Annotated in this window: 15 protein-coding genes and 1 riboswitch; of the genes, 9 read left to right on the plus strand and 6 right to left on the minus strand. The window is 61.4% G+C overall.

Features of this window, described 5'->3' with window-relative positions; genetic code table 11:
- Window positions 1–3 precede the first annotated feature (3 nt).
- Window positions 4–1239, plus strand: coding sequence for a sensor domain-containing diguanylate cyclase (locus AB5Y67_RS20690; protein WP_199427358.1), 1236 nt, complete (start codon window positions 4–6; stop codon window positions 1237–1239).
- A 126-nt stretch (window positions 1240–1365) separates the two neighbouring features.
- Here the strand turns inward: AB5Y67_RS20690 and AB5Y67_RS20695 are convergent, their stop codons facing one another.
- Window positions 1366–3960: a glycosyl hydrolase family 18 protein gene (locus tag AB5Y67_RS20695; RefSeq protein WP_199427359.1), complete on the minus strand. Its 2595-nt coding sequence runs from the start codon at window positions 3958–3960 to the stop codon at window positions 1366–1368.
- A gap of 102 nt (window positions 3961–4062) precedes the next feature.
- A riboswitch (cyclic di-GMP riboswitch) is annotated at window positions 4063–4150 on the minus strand.
- 234 nt (window positions 4151–4384) lie between these two features.
- Window positions 4385–7840: a PAS domain-containing hybrid sensor histidine kinase/response regulator gene (locus AB5Y67_RS20700; RefSeq protein ID WP_319920102.1), complete on the minus strand. Its 3456-nt coding sequence runs from the start codon at window positions 7838–7840 to the stop codon at window positions 4385–4387.
- 215 nt (window positions 7841–8055) lie between these two features.
- Here AB5Y67_RS20700 and AB5Y67_RS20705 point away from each other — a divergent pair, with 215 nt between their 5' ends.
- From AB5Y67_RS20705 to AB5Y67_RS20715, 3 genes are read left to right on the plus strand one after another with little or no spacing between them, the layout of a single operon-like run.
- Window positions 8056–8604 carry a DUF2975 domain-containing protein gene (locus tag AB5Y67_RS20705; protein ID WP_149152309.1) on the plus strand — a complete coding sequence of 183 codons (549 nt, stop codon included), beginning with the start codon at window positions 8056–8058 and terminating at the stop codon, window positions 8602–8604.
- Window positions 8605–8611: 7 nt separating this feature from the next.
- The gene (locus AB5Y67_RS20710) at window positions 8612–8821 is read left to right on the plus strand and encodes a helix-turn-helix transcriptional regulator (RefSeq protein ID WP_005348179.1); all 210 of its coding nucleotides are present in this window, start codon (window positions 8612–8614) and stop codon (window positions 8819–8821) included.
- 7 nt (window positions 8822–8828) lie between these two features.
- Entirely contained in the window at window positions 8829–10046 is a 1218-nt protein-coding gene (locus AB5Y67_RS20715; RefSeq protein WP_199427361.1) for a hypothetical protein, read from the plus strand.
- Between the two features lie 76 nt (window positions 10047–10122).
- On the opposite strand, the gene AB5Y67_RS20720 is transcribed toward AB5Y67_RS20715, so the two are convergent.
- Window positions 10123–11277, minus strand: a complete 1155-nt coding sequence (locus AB5Y67_RS20720) for a 3-phenylpropionate MFS transporter (RefSeq protein WP_199427362.1) — start codon at window positions 11275–11277, stop codon at window positions 10123–10125.
- Between the two features lie 289 nt (window positions 11278–11566).
- The gene (locus AB5Y67_RS20725) at window positions 11567–13672 is read right to left on the minus strand and encodes a TonB-dependent hemoglobin/transferrin/lactoferrin family receptor (RefSeq protein ID WP_199427363.1); all 2106 of its coding nucleotides are present in this window, start codon (window positions 13670–13672) and stop codon (window positions 11567–11569) included.
- A gap of 193 nt (window positions 13673–13865) precedes the next feature.
- Between AB5Y67_RS20725 and AB5Y67_RS20730 the strand changes: the two genes are divergently transcribed.
- Genes AB5Y67_RS20730 through AB5Y67_RS20740 form a run of 3 tightly spaced genes read left to right on the plus strand, consistent with a single transcriptional unit; the run spans window position 13866 to window position 15838 of the window.
- Complete coding sequence (locus AB5Y67_RS20730; protein WP_199427364.1) at window positions 13866–14837, plus strand: ChaN family lipoprotein; 972 nt, start codon at window positions 13866–13868, stop codon at window positions 14835–14837.
- A gap of 25 nt (window positions 14838–14862) precedes the next feature.
- Window positions 14863–15417 (plus strand): cysteine hydrolase family protein, encoded by a 555-nt coding sequence (locus AB5Y67_RS20735; RefSeq protein WP_064340768.1) that lies wholly within the window; start codon window positions 14863–14865, stop codon window positions 15415–15417.
- A 37-nt stretch (window positions 15418–15454) separates the two neighbouring features.
- Window positions 15455–15838 (plus strand): hypothetical protein, encoded by a 384-nt coding sequence (locus tag AB5Y67_RS20740; protein WP_199427365.1) that lies wholly within the window; start codon window positions 15455–15457, stop codon window positions 15836–15838.
- 87 nt (window positions 15839–15925) lie between these two features.
- Here AB5Y67_RS20740 and hutZ read toward each other — a convergent pair whose 3' ends face one another.
- Together hutZ and hutX are read right to left on the minus strand one after the other, a co-directional pair.
- Window positions 15926–16483 carry a heme utilization protein HutZ gene (gene hutZ / locus AB5Y67_RS20745; RefSeq protein WP_005335257.1) on the minus strand — a complete coding sequence of 186 codons (558 nt, stop codon included), beginning with the start codon at window positions 16481–16483 and terminating at the stop codon, window positions 15926–15928.
- Window positions 16480–16992 (minus strand): heme utilization cystosolic carrier protein HutX, encoded by a 513-nt coding sequence (gene hutX / locus AB5Y67_RS20750; RefSeq protein ID WP_042080089.1) that lies wholly within the window; start codon window positions 16990–16992, stop codon window positions 16480–16482. Before hutX ends, hutZ begins: the two co-directional genes overlap by 4 nt.
- A gap of 170 nt (window positions 16993–17162) precedes the next feature.
- Between hutX and AB5Y67_RS20755 the strand changes: the two genes are divergently transcribed.
- The gene (locus tag AB5Y67_RS20755) at window positions 17163–18014 is read left to right on the plus strand and encodes a hemin ABC transporter substrate-binding protein (RefSeq protein WP_042080088.1); all 852 of its coding nucleotides are present in this window, start codon (window positions 17163–17165) and stop codon (window positions 18012–18014) included.
- Window positions 18011–19042, plus strand: a complete 1032-nt coding sequence (locus AB5Y67_RS20760; RefSeq protein WP_013723506.1) for an iron ABC transporter permease — start codon at window positions 18011–18013, stop codon at window positions 19040–19042. Before AB5Y67_RS20755 ends, AB5Y67_RS20760 begins: the two co-directional genes overlap by 4 nt.
- The last annotated feature ends 2 nt before the right edge of the window (window positions 19043–19044 follow it).

Here is a 19044-nt window from a genome sequence, read left to right on the forward strand (position 1 = left end):
TTCATGCCCAGCGAATTGCCCTCACGCACCCGGTTATCCAGATACGACAAATTTGTTCGTTTGACGATTTATGCCTTGCCACTGGCCGGGATGATCTGGCTTATCAATAGCCTCAATGGCTGGCAAAGGGCGCCGCTTGCCAGCACCTTGCTAGTCCAGAGCTACCTTATCTGCACCTTCTGGCTCTATCGCCACTACCGCTACCATCTGCACCGCCAGTGGCAGCATCTGAGTGAGGCGCTCAAGATCAACGAAACCACCGCCGAACTGGCCCGCAACTCGGCGCAATACCAGACCGAAGAGGCCTTTCTGGAGGACCTGCTCAGACGAGCCGTGATGTTGATCCCGGGGGCCGAGATGGGCTGCCTGATCAAGCTGCTGCCGGGCACAGGCATGTTGAGGTATGAAGCCGCCATCGGCATGGATCTGGTGAAACTGCGGCGGATCAATCTGCCGCTGGAGCACACCTTTCAGTACAAGCTGACTCAGGGGCGCTGCAACAAAACACTGCTGATCAACGACCTGTCGAAGATAAATGCCACCATGCCCCTGTCCGAACAGGACAGAGAGCTGCTGGTCAACTGCACCGACCTGCCCATCCAGGCCACGCTGGCGACCCCGATCCATATCGATGGTCAGCTCTACGGCATGATCAATATGGACAGCAGCAAACGTAATGCCTTTACCCGCTACGACAGCCACCTGATGGCGATCCTGGTGCGGGATATTCGCCACGCCATCACCATCTATCAGCAGTCCCGCCGCATCTATCAGCTGGCCAATACCGACCAGCTGACCGGGCTCGCCAATCGCCAGCAATTCGAACTCGCTCTGCAGGGGCAGCCGGAAGGCACCCTGCTGCTGATCGACATGGATAATCTCAAGCAGCTCAATGACAGCAGTGGCCATTTGGCCGGTGATCAGGCCCTGCGCCTTATCGCAGATGGCATACGCCAGCACTTCGGTCAGGGGGTGATTGCCGCCCGCTTCGGCGGGGATGAGTTTGTGCTGCTCACCACTCTGACACCGACCGAGCTGCAACAGACAATGGCCAGGCTGACGGCCATGCTGGCCAGCGCCTCCCCCACTATCTCGTGCAGCATGGGGATGGCCCCCTATCGCGGCGACTTTGCCGCCGCGTTTGCCAGAGCCGATGCCGACATGTATCAACACAAGCGGCACCACAAAGAGCAGCGTGCGGCACAGATGCCAGCTATCGGGGAGAGCATTAATCACTAGGCAAGAGTGAGCACTTTGCAGGGACACGAGAGAAGCTGGGGAAACCGATTGGCAGACCCGCCAGAATGTGGCGAAGCGAGGAGAAAAAACGGGGCATGACTGGCATGCCCCGCCATCATTCAATGCTTATTTACAGCTGGCGGCTCCCACATCCTGCCAGACGTCGTGTTTGCCGGGCTCATTGCCCTTGGTCCAGTACTGCGCCTTCCACTGACGGCCGTTATGGGTGGTGAGCTCGCCACCGTTGTAGGCCACATTGGCATCCCAACCCAGTTGCACCTTGCTCACCAGCAGCCACTGATCCGCGGTGCGGCTAGGCTCGTTGCCCTGGGTCCAGTACTTGGCCTGCCACACCAGCTGGTTGTGGCTCACCTTGTCGCCGCTGTTATAGGTGCTGGCCGCTTTCCAGACTGGCCAGTTGGCCGCATCCGGATCGGTCGCCGTGCAACCACCGCCGCTGCTGGCCGGTTTGACCGTCAGACGGGTTGCCGCGCTGGCATCCAGCCCGCCGTCAGAGACGGTGACGCTCAGGTCATAGCCGGTGTCGCTGGTTACGCTCGGGCCGGTGACCACCAGAGTGGCGCTGTTCTGACCCGTTGCGGTGATGCCTGCCGGCACACTCCACTGATAGGTCAACGGATCACCGTTCGGATCAGAGGCGGTCGCCTTGATGGTCACCTGCTTGCCCGCCTCCACAGAGGCAGTAGCAGGTACACTCACCACCGGCGCCATATTGGCCTGCGGCGCCTTGTTGGTGACAACAACCTGATCCTTGGCACTCAACTGCTGGTCATCGGTCACCGTCAGCTCGAACACCAGATTGATGTCGGCAGTCACCGCATCGAGTACAACACGGGCCTTGGCCTGAGTGGCATCGAGCAGGGCAGCCTGCGGCCCGGAGATCTGCTTCCAGCTGTAGCTGAGCGCGCTGTTTTCCGGATCGTGGGAGGCCGACCCATCCAGCGTCACCTCGGTCGGGCCGGTCACCTTGAGGTCACTGCCCGCGTTGGCCAGCGGCGGCTTGTTGGCCGGTGGCGTGACGCCACTGCCGTGACCCAACCCCTCGTGCATGGCGTTGAGGATGTCGCCGTTGTCGGCATCGATCTCCCAGGAGAAGAGGCCACCGAGCTTGTTGGCCAGCACATACTGCCCCTTGGCCTTGACCGAGCGATCGTTGTCATAGGTGATGAGATCGCCGGTCGCCGCCTTGAACAGATAGGGCGCCTCGGCCACTTCGTCGTAGCCCTTCTCCCAGCCCGCCCCCATCCGGTTGTTGACGATGTCGCGGTAATCCACCACCCCGTCCTCCCAGGTGCCTTTCACCTTGCCGGTCGCCTTGCCGGTGAAGGGGTTGTTGCCCTGATAACCGCTCACCCCGGTCCAGCCACGACCATACATGGCGGCCCCGACCACCAGCTTGCCCGGTTCAACCCCCTGCGCCAGCAGCTGATTCACCGCCTTGTCGGTGGTGTACTTGGTAGCGGGATCCCAGCTCGCCGCATAGAGGTTGGTCTGGTGACCCAGCTCAGTGTTGCTCCAGGCACCGTTGTAGTCGTAGGTCATCATGAAGATGTGATCCATGTAGGGCTGGGCCGCCTTGTAGTCCACATCCTGGATCTTGTCGCCCCCCGCCCCGATGGCCGAGGTGAGCTCATACTGGCGACCGGTCTCGGCCTCCAGCTCGTCGAGCATGGCCCGCAGCTCCTTCATCAGGGCCACATAGGTGGCACCATCACTCGGGCTGCCCAGTTTCGGGTTGGCGCCCTGTCCGCCCGGGTACTCCCAGTCGATATCCACACCGTCGAAGAACTTCCAGGTCTGCAGGAACTCTTTCACCGAGCCGACGAACACGTCGCGCTTGGTTTTGTCACCGAGGAAATAGAAGGGATCAGAGAGGGTCCAGCCGCCGACCGAGGGGAGGATCTTGAGGTTCGGATAGGCCTGCTTGAGCGCCATCAGGGCGCCAAAGTTGCCCTTGTAGGGCTCGTCATGGGCGGTGAGGTTGCCTTGCGGCATCTGGATGGCGGCCCAGGGATCGTGCATCGCCACCTTGAAGTCGGCCCGGCCGGCACACGCCCGTTGCAGCGCCTGGAAGCTCCCTTCGATCTCCTTGAGGCTGTCGTTGAGGCCATCCCCGCCGCAGATGGGGGTGAAACCATAGAGGATATGGGTCAGGTTCTGGGCCGGGATCTTGTCCACCGTAAACTTGCGGCCATAGACCCCCCACTCCACGTAGTAAGTACCGACCACCTTGCCGGACTTGTTGGCGTAGGGTTTGTTGTTCTCCTGCAGCGGCGCCTTGAGTGGCACCAGATGACTGCCGTCAGTATCGGCGACCACGATCTCCTTGGCATCAGAGAGGGTACAGCCATCGGCGTTGCACAGCGCCACCTGCATCTGGTAGCGCCCCCCTTTCTTCACCTTGAATTTGGCGCTGCCCGCCGCGGCCGAGGGGCCGGACCACACCTCCTGACCATTGAGCAGTACCTTGGCACTCTGGCCCAGATCGCCGCTCCAGAGGTTCCAGTTCACCTCCACATCGGCGGCATCCTTTACCCTGACCAGATTGTTGTAGGCAGTGGCTGCCTGATCGACTTCAACGATGGAAAACTTGGTGGGGCCCCATCCGATGGTCGGCTTGCCGGGCGCCGCAGCATAAGCGGACGAGGCGCAGCACAGACCGACCGCGAGGGCCAGCATGGTAGGCTTTGGACTTAGCATTATTTTATTTCCCTATTTCGTTATGTTGGCAACGAAAAGGGCTACGCCCTGACAGGTAACGCAGACGGCAGTGCGGCCTCTTGGCAAAGGTGCACAACAACCTGTGGTGGCCCCGCTATCTCAAGTACGGCTCATCCCTGGACCGGAAGCTTTGCGTCCCGATCTTGCGATCGGTTTGCCCTTCGGTTACTTCATTTGCGATGCAAAAAATCGCATCCCGACTATAGAGTGAGCCAATCCGGTCTGCCACTGTCGGCGTTGACCGACAGTGGCAAGCCAATACTGTAACTGGCGGCGATTGCGCAGGGAGATGAAGAGATCTTCGCCAATAAATCTCTGTTTTCGGCATTTATCCATGACCACGGGCCACAGGACCATTGCACGGTTTTGTGAGTCGGTTCACGGCTAGCCGCCCCGGATGTGGCTAGCGCAGCAGCAGACTGTTCATCAGAGCCCGCAGTTTGAGTGGTTTGACCGGTTTGCTGATGTAGCCATACCCCCGCTCGCGGATCTGCGCCTGCAGCTCGCTCTTGCGATCGGCACTGATGATGATCCCTCCCAGCTCGTCGCCACACACCTGTTGCAGGACAGCGAGCGCCTCCAACCCGGTCTTGCCATCATCGAGGTGGTAGTCGGAGAGCACCAGCCGCGGCACAAACCCCTCTGCCACCAGGGCCTCGGCTTCGGCCAGATCGACGGCGCAGCGCACCTCGCAGCCCCAACGGCCGAGCAGGGTGCTCATGGCGGTCAGAATGTCCCGCTCGTTGTCGATACAGAGCACGGCTACCCCTTCCAGCTGGCTGTCACGCACCACCGGCGCCGCCAGCTGATGGGCCGTGACCGGCCGGGTCGCCAGATTGAGGGTCACCGCAAAGACCGATCCCTTGCCCGGCCAGCTCTGCAATGTGAGCTGATGACCGAGCACCTGCGAGATGCCGCGGGCGATGGCAAGCCCCAGACCCAGCCCCTGCTCCTTGGCGGTGCGGGAGTGATCGAGACGGGAGAACTCGTCAAAAATAGCCTCCTGCTTGTCCTGCGGGATACCGGGGCCGTTGTCCCATACCTCGATGCGGATCTTCTCCCCCATCCGGCGGCAACCAAGCAGCACCCGGCCCCCCGGGTTGTAGCGAAACGCATTGGTGAGGAAGTTCTGCAACACCCGGCGCAGCAGCCGCACATCGCTGTGCACCGCGTGCTTGCTCTCCACCACCGAGAAGTGGATCCCCCCCGCCTGCGCCAGCACGCCAAACTCCGCCTTGAGGTTGTCGAGCAGATCGCACAGGGCAAAGTCGAGCTTCTTGGCCTTGAACTTGCCCGCTTCGAGCCGCGAGATATCGAGCAGATCGGTGATGAGATCCTCGGTCGCCCCCAGCGCATCATCGATATGGCGGGCGATGCGGGCCTGCTCGCCAGCATCGGGCAACATCTCCAGCAGGGAGGAGGTAAACAGCTTGGCGGCATTGAGGGGCTGGGTCAGATCGTGGCTGACCGCCGCCAGAAAACGGCTCTTGGATTGATTGGCCCGCTCCACCTGCTGGTTCACCAACAGCAGCTGGCGGTTGAGTTCGGAGAGCTCACGGGTGCGCTCGGCCACCCGTGCCTCCAGATGTTCGTTCGCTTCGCGCAGCACCCGCTCCGCATCGCGAAACGGCGTGATGTCGGTAAAGGTCATGACAAAACCGCCGGCGGGCATGGGGTTGCCCTGCATCTCGATCACCCGCCCGTCCGGGCGCTCCCGCGCCGAGATATGGGCGCTGCCGCGCTTCATAAAGGCAACCCGCCGCGCCACGTGATCCTCGATATCACCGGGGCCACAGAGCCCCTGCTGGGCGTTGTAGCGAATGATCGCCTCGATGGGACGCCCTGCCTGAATAAGCCCCGGCGGATAGTGGAACAGCTCGATGTAGCGGCGGTTCCAGGCCACCAGCCGAAGCTCCCTGTCCACCACCGAGATCCCCTGCCCGATATGCTCGATCGCCCCCTGCAGCAGGCCGCGGTTGAAGCGAAACACGTCGGAGGCCTCATCGACTATGGTGGCGATCTCCTCGAGCTGCATGTTACGTCCCTGCAGGGCAGAGGCAAGCACCAGCCGCGCTGACGAGGTACCAAACACCCCCGCCAGCAGCCGCTCGGTGTGGGCAATCAGCTCGGCCGAGGCCTGCATCTGGGGCGCCAGGGTGCCGCCCCGCTCACCGGCGAAACGACCAAAGGCACGCTTGACCCGGCTTGAGCCGACAAAGCGGGCCGCCAGCATCTCCAGCTCCTTGACCGAGACCCGCGCCTGATAGAGGGCAGCGGTATCGCGGCTCGGCTTGCCGACAAAGTTGGCCGCCTGCAGCCGCTCGCTCACCGCAGGTCGCGACAGCAGAGAACCGGCTACATAGCCGAGCAGGTTGAAGAGCAGACTCAGGAAGATGCACCAGGCCCCGAGACTCAGCTCGCGAAACGCAGGCCAGTCCGGCGGCGCCAACAGTTCGGCCAGCGGTGAACCGGCCAGCAGCCCGCTCTCCACCAGCAGGGTGACGAACCAGAGGCTCACCCCGAGGCTCAACCCAAGATAAACCCCCTTGCGATTGCCGTGACGCCAGTAGAGGCCGAGCAGCAGGGCCGGCGCAAACTGGGCCACCGCGCCAAAGGAGAGATAGCCGATACGGGAAAGGCTGGTGAGATCGCCGAGCCAGAGGTAAAGCCCCCAGGCCGCCAGCAAGATCAGCAGGATGGCACCACGGCGCACCTGCAACAGCAGCCTTACCAGCCGCTCGTCGCGCCCCTGCCGCCAGAAGCGGCGCAGCAACACCGGCAGCACCAGATCGTTGCTCACCATGATCGCCAACGCGATGGTGCAGACGATCACCATGCCGGTGGCCGCCGAAGTGCCGCCGAGAAACGCCAACATCGCCATGCCATCGAAACCGAGGGCCATCGGCAAACTGATCACATAGGTGTCGGAGGCCATATCGGCACCCACCCACTGCTTGCCCGCCAGCGCCAGCGGCCAGATAAAGAGCCCCATCACGAACAGGTAAAGCGGGAAGATCCAGCGCGCCCAGTGAAGATCCTGCCCCTGATTGTTCTCCACCACAGTCACATGAAACTGGCGCGGCAGGCAGATAACGGCGCACATCGCCAGCACCGTATAGATGGCAAGCTCCAGCAGGTTGCCGGGGCTCACCGCCACCACCTGCGCAAAGAAGTCGCGGGTCACCTGCTCGTGAGCTTCGCCGGGTTTGCTCAAGATCAGCCAGAGAGCGAAGCCCCCCACCGCGATAAAGGCCAGCAACTTGACCACCGACTCGAAGGCGATGGCCACCACCATCCCCCTGTGGTGCTCGGTGGCATCGAGATGGCGGGTACCGAACAGGATGCTGAACAGCGCCAGCAGCAGAGTGACCCCGAGCGCCAACTCGCTGGTATTGCTGGTCGGGCTGATGCCGCCACTGTTGACCATCAGCAGATCCAGCCCGGTGACGATGGCTTTGAGCTGCAACACCAGATAGGGGAGGATCCCCATGATGGCGATGAGGGCGATCACCATGGCGAGCCGCTGGGATTTGCCGTAACGGGCGGCGATAAAGTCGGCGATGGAGGTGATGTGCTCGCGCTTGGCAACCAGAATAAGGCGAGCCAGCAGCCGCCAGCCAAACAGAAAGACCAGCATGGGGCCAAGGTAGATGGGCACCGGCGACCAGGGGGATTCACTCGCCTGCCCCACGGTGCCGAAGAAGGTCCAGGAGGTACAGTAGACCGCCAGCGACAGGCTGTAGAGCAGCGGTTGCCCCTTGAGACGGTGCCGTTTGTGCTTGTCTGCCACGAAGGCGATCAGAAACAGCAGCCCCAGATAGGTGAGCGACAATCCGATCAGCAGCCATCCCTGGTGCATCGATAACTCCTTGTCCATGTTGAGTTTTTGTATACAGCCTCGCCAGTCTAGAGAGGCAGCAGCCAAAAGTCATCCCCTTCGGACAGATTGAAATTATCGTTTTTCAATAAGTTTTATCTTGACTGTATATCGCAAAACAATAAACATTGCCGATGTGAATATTGATAAACGATAAACTTTACCTTTCAGATAAAACCATCACAGTGAGGAATGAGATGATCTCCAACAAACTCGAACGCTCGAGCATGCTGATCGAATGGCTGCTACTGCTGGCACTGCTGGCGACCCCTTTGATCACCTTGCTGGAGGTGTGGACCCCCTTCGGTGGCGCCGATTTGCTGCAGGAGAAGCTCAACACCATCTTGAGCCGCCCCGGCATCAATCCTGCCGACTATCCCCTTCACTTCTCCACCCGGCTGCTCGGCACCCTGGTGCAGCTGTTGCCGGATCTGGTCTTTATGATGATGCTCTGGCAACTGCGCCAGCTGTTTCGTGGCTACCGCGCCGGTCTGCTCTTCACCTTCGAGCAGATCCGCCGCTATCGGCAGATCGGACTGCTGCTCTGTACAACCTTCCTGGTCGAATTGATCCTGACCCCCTTGCTGGATACGGTGCTTACCATGAGAGGCCCGGAAGTACTCGGTACCATAGCGCTGAGTACCTCCGATTTCCGGGTACTGCTGGCGGGACTGATCGTATTGGCGCTGGCACTGGTCATGCGCGAGGCCAAACTGCTGGCCGATGAACAGCAACTGACGGTGTGAGGAACGTATGCCCATTATCATCCGCCTCGATGCCCTGCTGGCAGAGCGCAAAATGACCGCCCGCGAGCTGGCCCAGCGCATCGACATCACCGAGGCCAACCTCTCGATCCTCAAGAATGGCCACGCCAAGGCGGTGCGCTTCTCCACCCTGGAGGCCATCTGCCGTGAACTCAATTGCCAGCCCGGCGATCTGCTGGGCTACGAGCAGGAGCGCTAACCTTCTTATGAGTCGTCATATCACCCTGTTTGCCCTGTGGCTGCTGCCGCTGTGGGCCTGCGCTGGCAATGACGCGAACGGCCCCCGCTATCTTATCGAGCAGGGCGCCAGCGCCAATGTGCTGCAAGTGCGCCTCACCATGCAGGGCAAGCCTCCCTTTACCCTGCTCCCCGCTCGTCAGTTGCCGGGCAGTGCCACGCCGGTTTCCCCCGCGCTGGTCTGCCTTGCAGACAACCAGCCGGTTGCCCTCAACCAGCCCTTCTCTTGCAAGGAGATCGGCTGGCAGATCACGCTCACACCGGCTCCGGCAGAGGGTGCTGATGCCTCGGCCCAACAGTCGCTTCTGTTCGCACCCAATCAGTGGCTATTGACCGAGTGGGGTAACTTTGTGCGCCAGATGGGGAGTCGCCAAGGAAAGGTTTGTCTGCCGGATGGCAGCTGCCAACCACTGCCGGATGTCAACCAGCCGCCGCTGATCCTGCCGTTTGGTCTGGACACAGTGCCCGTCACCAAGCCGGATCCGCGGCTGGTGCTGAGCCATGACGAGACCGCCAACCAGTTCGATCTGCCGGCCTTGCAGCAGCAACTGAATGAGATCATCGACTATCTGGCCTTCCAGCTCGATGTGGATCCGCCCACTCACCCGTGGCAACTGGTGTGGCTGGGGCGGGATGTGGCGACCCGATCCCTTGGCGGCGCAGCTGGGGATCAGGTGTTTGTCGCCAACTACCCCACCGAGGCTGGCAAGCCGACGCCACAGGCCCCCTTGCGCCTGCTGCGCACCTCGGCCCACGAGGCGGTGCATATCCTCAGCGCTCGCCACTCTGATCCACAACCCACCTGGGTCAACGAGAGCCTCGCCGAGTACCTCGCCATCAAGGCGCTGCGCCGCTTTCGGCTGCATCAAGTCACGGCGGTCAACGAGCTGGCCGAGCGGGGCAAACAGCTGCCCCATAGCGAGAGCGGCCTCTATCGTGCCGCTCGCGAGGTACTGACGGGCGATCACTCCTACTACCCGCTCTTTTACGTCAAGGGGAGCGCCTTCTGGGAAGTGCTGGAGCGGGAGCTGCAGCACAATGACGTGACGCTGGCGCAACTGCTGCCCCAACTGGGCTGGCTGCCGGATGGCCGCTTTGATGCTGCATCCAATGAGCTGCTTGCCGGCACCATAGGCTCGGACACCTGGCGCCGCCTCAGCCGCCTCTATCTGGGCGAGCAGCAGTAACAGCGCAACCGCGACAACGAAAAAGGGAGAGCCGTGGCTCTCCCTTTTGTTAGGTGATGATTCAAATAGACAAATATCAGGCTGGAGCACTCTCCTGCGCAGAGGGCGCAAAGGGGCGCAGCCGCAGGAAGAAGACCGGCAAGACCACCAGCACCATCAGGAAGAAGATGCCACCACCGAGAGGCTCGAACAGCACGCCACAGACCGCCATCAGGGCCGCCACCGTCATGCCGAGGCCAAGGGCCGCATAGAGCGCCTGGGTCGGGATCAACTGCTCGGCGGGCAGCTGGCGAGTCATGAAGCGCACAGCCCCCAGATGGCTCATGCCAAAGGTGACCGAGTGGAGCAGTTGCCCCAGCACCAGTACCCACAACTCGGTCGAGGCACCCAGCAATACCCAGCGCACCACACAACCGATGGCACCGGCAATAAAGAGACTCTGGGCGCCAAAGCGTTGCAAGAAGCGCTTGTCGGCGGCAAACATGCAGATCTCGGCCACCACCCCGAGCGCCCAGAGATAGCCGATGATGGTGCCGCTATACCCTTGCGCCTTCCAGTAGATGGCGCTGAAACCGTAATAAGCGGCGTGGCTCCCCTGCAGCAACGCCGTCAGCAATAGGAAACGGCGTACCGGTGCGCTGCGCAGGGTTGCCAGCAATGACGCCTTGGCCCGCTCGCCCTGACTATCCTGTGGCGCCGGATAGAGCGGCAGCCAGCTGAGCAGCAGCATCAGCACCAGCCCCGCCACCATGGTGTGCAAAATCCAGTCACTACCGAAGTTGCCCACCAGCGCCCCCACCAGGGTAGAGGCGACGATAAAGGCAAAGGAGCCGCACAGCCGCACCTTGCCGTAATCGAGGTACGCCTGCACCACCATGCGGGTCGCCAGCGCCTCTCCCACCGGCATCAGAGTCGGATAGATAAAGTTCGCCAGCAGGGTCAAACCCACCAGCCACCAGAGGTTATGACTGAGATAGAAGCCGAGAAACGCCAGCAGACTGAGCAGGGAGAGCAACCGGGTAACCGGCAGCAGATGGCCCGCCCCCTTGATCTGCCCCATCACCATCAGGTTGCCGGCAAAGCGGATCGCCATCCCCGCCCCCAGCAGGAGACCAATCATCTCGGCGCTGACGCCCACCCCCTCCAGCCAGAGCGACCAGAACGGCAAGTAAGCACCGTAGACAAAATAGAAGGCGCCGAAAAAGAGCGCTAACCAGGAAAACGCGGGCATAGATCCTCTGCAACCGGATGACGGGAGCAGAATGATAACCCATCCTCCCCCGCAGATCCCGATGGAAACCCTACGCAGAAAACGAAAAAACTTCAATAAAATTGAACTATTACCGAAGAGGTGGGGTCTACCTGGTAACACCTCCTCCTGGTTAGTGTTGCAATCCTTCCACCCGCCCATGGCGGGTTTCTTTTTTAGGCAAACATCTGCTCTGCGCCATCGTCACAACATGGCGGCGACAAAAAAGGGGCCGAAGCCCCTTTGATCATCTGCGTCTGTTGTTTGCTCTTTAGAATACGTATTTGACCCGTGCACTCAGGTTGCGGCCCGGTTCGGTCATCATGCTGTTATCGGAGCCCTCGGCACGACCGGCGATGCGCTCGTAGCTGGTGTACTCCTTGTCAAACAGGTTGAAGACCCCGACGTTGAGCTGCAGGTCGGTCATCGGGTTGAACTGGGCGTACATATCCACCACACCCCAACCGGCGCTCTTCACGTAATCCTTGCCTTTGCTGTCTTTGCGGACTTTGTCCATGTCGTCAGCAAAGCGGAGGGCTGTGTTGAAGTTCCATTGGGCCTGTTCCAGACGCACACCGACGGAGCCGTTCAGCGGGCTCAGGCTGTTGATGTAGTTGCCATCCCCATCCTTGCCTTCGATGTAGGCGAGGTTGCCCCAGACATTGACGATGTCGTTGAGCCAGTAATCCGCCTTGGCTTCGACCCCTTTGGTAGTCGCCTTGCTCAGGTTCTGGTACTGGTAGACGGCGGTGCGCCCCTCTTTGCCCACTTCCACCATCTCGATGAAATCTTCGAACTTGTTGTAGAAGCTGGCTACTTCATAGCTGAAGCCGTTGCTGCTGCCACGCACGCCGAGATCGATGCCGTCGCTGCTCTCCGGATTGAGGTTCGGGTTGGGCTCGATGCGATAGCCGTACGCCTGATGGTTCAGAGTGGAGAAGGCACTGTCATACATGGGGGCCTTGAAACCGTGGCTGTACTGGGCGAACAGGTTGGCCGCCTCGTGGGCCTTGAACACCAGACCCAGCTTGGGTGACAACTCCCCTTCGGAGAACTTGTGCAGCTTGTCGCCTGTGTAGGCCGGATCGTTGTCCGGAGTCATCCGGTAGTAGTCATAGCGGGCCCCCGGGGTCAGTACCCAGCGCTCGCCAAACTTGATCTCGTCAAAGGCCCACAGGGCGCTGCGCTCGCTGGTGGTAGCCGGGAAGCTCAGCTCGTTGTAGCCGACAAAATCACCGGGAGTCGTCGGCCCCTTGTAACGGGTACGTTCGTTGTCGGTGTGCTCGTATTCAGCCCCCCAAGCCAGACGGTGGTTGGCGACCGCCTTGTGGAACTGCAGCTGGGCGCCGATGTTCTTCTGATCGAACACGTTGTGATCCAGCGAGTTTTTGGTCACATAGGGATTGCCGGGGCTGACCGGATACTTGGATGAGGCGTACTGATCCAACGTCTGCTTGGTGCGGGCGAAGTAAACCTTGCTATCCATCCGATCAGCCCAGCCTTGATTCAGCGCGATGCCGTGATCCAGCACCACAGAGAGGTTGTCAGTCTGCTTGTCGGTGATGGGCTGATCAAAGACACGGGCAGTACCGGTACCGACCTTGTTGAGCTTGACCGCATCCGGCTCCTCGCCATCGGTCAGGTAGTCAACGGTCAGCTTGAGGAACTGCTCATCGGAGAGGTTCCACTTGCTCTTGAGCAGCAGGGCGTGGGTACCGATATCGAAGTCGTTCTTGGTGGAGTCGAAATTCTGGGTCACACCGCCATCGCGCCAGGTGTAGCGCAGCAGGTTCTCCACTTCACCAGTGCGCAGGGCGCCGGTAAAGCCCGCCATCTTCTGGTGGCTGCTGGAGGCGTAACCGCTGGTCACATCCAGATAACTATCCTTGCCCTTGAGGAAGTCGCTGGCATCCTTGGTGGTGATGGCAATCACACCACCCAGCGCATCGGAGCCGTAGGCGGCAGACGCCGGCCCCTTGGCCACTTCTACCTGCTTGATCATGTCGGTATCGAAGTAGCTCTGGCCAACCCCGCCCTTGCTGTAGGCATCGTTCTGGCGCACACCGTCGCGCACCACCTTGACCCGGTTTTCACCCATGCCGCGGATGATGAAGGTCTGCGCATCCCCCTGACCGCCGAGCACGGTCACACCGGGTTCGTAGCGGAACAGGTCGGCGACGTTGGTGACGACCTGCTCTTCAATCTGCTTGGCGGTGATCACCGAGATGGGGCCGGAGACATCTTCCAGTTTTTGCTCCATCCGTGAGCCGCTGACGACCACGACTTCATCCGCCTTCTGGGTGGCAGCAAAGACCTGGGAGGAGAGACCGGCCGCCACGGCGAGGGCAACCAGAGAGAGTGCGTTATGATGGGTCACAGCGAATCCTTATTGAGAACTGTTATCAAACAGGCCGCATATTACCCGGCTCTCGACAAAGATCAACAAGAAACGAAATCATTCTCATTTGTTTTGAACCAAATTGGTTTTACACTGTCGCCCTGTGTTGCCCTTATTCTCTATTAGCCCCCCGAGATGCACCGGCATCCGGGCATATCAGCCGTGAGATCCCATGATTAGACGACTTCCCCTGCTCGCCCTGCCGCTGCTGCTGGCAGCCTGTGCCACCCCCACCCAACCGACCCAGTCATCACAGTTGCAGACGCTCTATGACTACCGGCTAAGCAGCGAAGGAGACGCAGACCTGACGCTGGAGCAGGCGATCGCGCGCATTGCCGACGCCGACATCATTCTGGTGGGTGAGCTGCACAGCCATCCCGCCGTGCATCTTTTGCAATCGCGCCTGCTGAGCGGGCTTTACACCGCTGGCCAGCAGCACGGGCGGCCATTGGCCCTCTCCATGGAGCAGTTCAGCCGCGCCGATCAGAAGACGCTGGATGCCTATCTGGCGAACCAGATTGGTGAGGCTGCCTTGATCCGCGAAGGCAACGCCTGGCCCAACTATCCGAGCGACTACCGCCCGCTGGTAGAGTTTGCCAAAGCGCACCGGATGCCGGTGATCGCCGCCAACGCCCCCAAGCCGCTGGTGAGCTGTGTCGGTCAGGAGGGGGCTGAGTGGCTCGACAAACTGCCAGCCACTCGTCGCAGCCAGCTGGCCCGCCAGCTGACGCTGGGGGATGACCCCTATCGCCAGAAATTTATGGCCTCCATGCACCATGGCGATGCCGACAGCAACGCCCGCCGCTTCGCCGCCCAGACCAGTTGGGATGACACCATGGCCGAGAGCATGGTGGATTATCTCGTCAAGCACCCGGGCCAGCAGATCATGCATATCGCCGGCAATTTCCACGTCGAGGGGGGGCTTGGGCTCGCCAGTCGCATCGCCAGCCGCAATCCTGCCCTCAAGGTAGCGCTGGTCGTGCCTCGTACAGATGAGACCTCTGTTGCAGATCGCGCAGCCGATGTGCAGGTAACCATCATGCCGCTGCCTAAGCGCTGGCAAAACAGTGACGAGATGAAGCAAGATATGGGCGCGCTGCATCAATCCCGCAGTCGTGACTGCAGCCAGTGGCTGCAACCCTAATCTTCCAGGAAACGGCGGGTAAAATATGGATGTGTTACTGATCATCGATGTGCAGCAAGGCTTGTTCAACGAGCCCCGTTACCGCCAGGAGCAGGTGCTGGCCAATATCAATCGGGCTGCGGCCCATGTCAGGCAGCAACAGGGACGGGTCATCTATATCCAGCATGACTCGCCCCCCGGTACCGAACTGGAACCGGGCACCCCGGGTTGGCAGTTGCACAGTGCGCTGCAACCGGCCAAGGGGGAGAGCCGGGTACGCAAAACGGCCTGTGACAGCTTTCTCGACACCGAGCTCGCCTTCCTGCTGGCCGAGCAGCCGGTCGATCGACTGATCCTCTGTGGCTGTGCCACCGATTTTTGCGTCGACACCACGGTGCGCAGTGCCGCCTCCCATGGGTACGAGGTGCTGGTGTTGAGCGATGGTCACACCACCGCCGATCGCCCCCACCTGAGCGCGGCCCAGATCACCGAGCACCATCACTGGATGTGGCGCCACCTCAGCCTGCCGGAGGGGCGCAATGTGACCCTGCTCACCACCGACGAGCTGCTGGCAGTAACACCCGCCCTGCAGCCGTGCTAATCTGCGAGCCTCGCTTCGTTTCTCACTGGAGTCTGTCGTGCGCCTGTTGTCTGCCACCCTGTTGTTGATTGTTCCCTTTCTGTCGGCCTGCTCCAGCTTGCCCGGACAGAAGTATGACGGGCCGGAACCTCTGTTTCTGACCCACATCAACGAGGAGGGGAGCAAGCGCTTCACCTTTGAAGCCGCGCCCAACGACACCTTGCCACGCGGCCTCTCGGCGGCCCAGAGCCAGCGGCTGCTAGAACAGCGAGAGGCGTTGCAGGAGAACCTGCTGACCGAGACCCTGGCGACCAAGCAGTATTGCCGCCAGGGCTACATAGTGCTGAGCCAGACCTCCTGGAAGGTGCGGGGGGAGTGCAACGAAACGGCCACCGACGCCGATCGTCGCGCTTTTCCCAACAAGGCCAGCTGGCAGGATTGAACAGGCCGGATGAGATAACGCAATAAAAACGGGCAGCCCAGTGGCTGCCCGTTTTGTTATAACGGCTGTCGTGGTCGACAGGGATTATCAGACCGGCGCATCGGCCGGGCTGGTGAGCTCGGCACCGTTGTCGATGCGCTTGTGCCCTTCCACCAGATGGACGAAATCCACCAGTTCGTCACCGGAGACCGCGAACGCCTGGCCGAAGCCCTTGACGAACAGCCCCTGCTCCGGCTTGAGGCGAAACAGTTTGAAATCCTTGAGGTTGGAGAGACCCTTGATGATCTCGCCAAAACGCCCCTCCAGCGCCGCCACTGCCTTGCTCCAGCGAGCGTCATCACGGGCCACCACTTCAGCCACCGCATCGAAGGTCAAGCGCTTGCGGGCAAACAGCTCGCGGGCACCGCTCTCATCCTCGATCAGCATCAGGGATACCCGCGGCACCTGTTGCAGGTTGCGGGCGTGGCGGGCGATCTCGGAGATCAGCACATAGTAGCCATCTTCCTGCAGCACGAACGGGGCATAGCTGGCGTTGGGATTGCCTTCGCCATCGACGGTGGCGAGCTGCAGGGTGCGGCAGCTGTCGCGAAACTCGCGGATCTCCGGTTGCAGGCGGTTCTGCAGACGCTCCTGACGTTCACTCATGCTTTGACTTCCTCTTGAGAGTTGTGGCGCAGCGCCATAAAACGGGTGACCTGATCGGCCAGCAGCTGGCGTTTCTCGTCGCGACCCAGATAGACCTTGAACATGCAGCGGCCGGAGTGACCGAAGAACTGGAAGGAGTGCCCCTCCTTGCCCATGAACAGTTTGCTGACCAGCGCAATCCCCGCCACGTTGTCGAGCTTGAGGTGACCATGCAGCTCACCGTCGCGGCCCATCAGGTTGTAGTAACCGCGTGCGTCCTTGCCTTTCGGGAAGGGGGCTTTTACCTCGAAGATGGAACCTTCTGATTCGACGATGGTGGTCACCGGGCCCCAGTCGGCCAAATCTTCCAGCAGACCTTGCGCACGATCGGCGGGCAGCAGGGTCACCAGCTCGGCGGGCAGATGGCGAACCACCTCCCATTCGCTGATGGCAAGCTGGGCCGCCAGGGTGGACGGATGAGCGCCGGGATCCTGCTCCAGCAGCGCGTGAATGCGTTGTGCAATGCTCATGTTTTCTCCCTCTGCGGGACCATGTTGTCCCGCTGTTTATCATGGCGGCTACTCTAATAAAGCACTGGAATCAATGCAATTGATAATTGCTATCATTATCAGTGCATTTTTTCCAAAGCCTTGATATTCTCGGCGGCACACCCGTTTCATTCACCCCTTCGGAGGTTAGCATGGGCCGTCGTCTTGCCCTCGCCATCACCCTGCTCTGCAGTTCACTCTCTCCCTTCTCTGCCGTTGCCGCCGACGGACAGAAAGAGCGTATCGTCAGTATCGGCCCCGCCACCACAGAACTCATTCTGGCCCTTGGCGGTGAATCGAGCCTGATCGCCACCGATGTCAGCAGCCCCTTGCCAAAAGGGTTGCCCAAGGTGGGTTATCACCGGGCGCTGGCCGCCGAAGGGATCCTGAGCCTCTCCCCCACCCGACTGGTGGGCAGCGACGAGATGGGCCCGGCCCCGACCCTGGATCAGCTGCGTCGTGCCGGGGTCAAGGTGGAGGTGCTGGATACCGCGCCGACCCTCGCCAACCTCAACCAACGTATCGACACCCTCTCCAGCCTGCTGGGCGACAAAGCCGCTGGCGATCGCCTGAAGGCAGAGATCCAGGCTCAGACCGATCAGCTGGCGGCGCAAGCCAAACAGAACAAACCGCTCAAGGTCGCCTTCCTGCTGCTGCACAAGGGGCAACCCACCAGCATCGCCGGGGGGGACACCACCGCCAGCGCGCTGATCTCGCTGGCAGGCGGCATCAATCCGGTCGCCGAGTTGCGCAACTACAAGCCGGTATCCGCCGAATCCCTCATCGAGATGCAGCCCGATCTGGTACTGGTTAGTGGTCGTGACTGGCAGCAATATGCCGATCCGGCCAAGGTGCTGGCAGAAGTGCCCGCCCTGGCGGCTACCCCGGCAGGTAAGCGCAACGCCATTCACGCCATCGACGGCCACGCCCTGCAAGGGGGCCTGAGCCTCAACTCCCTGCAACAGGCGAACCAGATCGCCCAGTGGATCAAGCAGGGGTCATGATGCGGTTACCCCTCTCCTGGCTGCTTGCCTTCACCACGGCCGCACTGGCACTGTTGCTGCTCGGTTCGCTGGCAACCGGCCCCATGACCCTCACCCTGGGCGAGAGTCTGCGGGCGCTGTTTGCCGGGCAGGAGAGCGGGATTGAGTCACACAAGCTGCTGATCGTGCAGGAAATTCGGCTGCCGAGAACCCTGCTCTGCATCGCAGTGGGGGGGATCCTCGGGCTATGTGGCGCCGTGATGCAGGGACTGTTTCGCAACCCCCTGGCTGACCCCGGCATCATAGGTGTCTCCGGCGGTGCTGCGCTTGGGGCTGCACTCGCCATCGTGCTGCTTGCCCCCCTCGGCCAGCAGCTGCAAGCCACCATCGGGGTTGGTCTGCTGCCGCTGCTCGCCTTTCTCGGCGGCGCGCTCACCACCACCCTGGTTTATCTGCTCGGCACCCGTGAGGGGGGCACCTCGGTCACCGTCATGCTGCTGGCCGGGGTCGCCATCACGGCGCTCTCCGGTGCAGTGATCGGCCTGCTCACCTATCTGGCGGACGATCAGATGCTGCGCAACCTGAGCCTGTGGCAGATGGGAACGCTGGCGGCAGGCAAACCGGCCGATGTGGCGCTGGCCCTGCTCACCCTGGCGGCCCTGCTGTGGCTCTTTATGCGCGATGCCAATCCCCTCAACGCCCTGCTGCTGGGTGAAGGAGAAGCCCGTCATCTTGGAATCAATGTGCAATCCCTCAAACGTCGCCTGATTCTGCTCACCGCAGCGGGCGTCGGGGTGGCGGTGGCGGTATCGGGGATGATCGGCTTCGTCGGGCTGGTAGTGCCCCATCTGGTGCGCCTGCTGGCAGGCCCCAACCATGTCAGGTTGCTGCCGCTCTCGGCCCTGCTTGGCGCCGCCCTGCTGCTGGCGGCCGACATGCTGGCTCGCACCCTGCTGGCCCCGGCCGAGCTGCCGGTGGGCATCATCACCGCCCTGCTCGGCGCTCCCTTCTTCATCTGGCTGCTGGTAAAAGGCCGCCGCGCCCTGTGATA

The sequence above is a fragment of the Aeromonas sp. s12 genome (assembly GCF_040907925.1).
GTDB lineage: Bacteria > Pseudomonadota > Gammaproteobacteria > Enterobacterales > Aeromonadaceae > Aeromonas > Aeromonas veronii.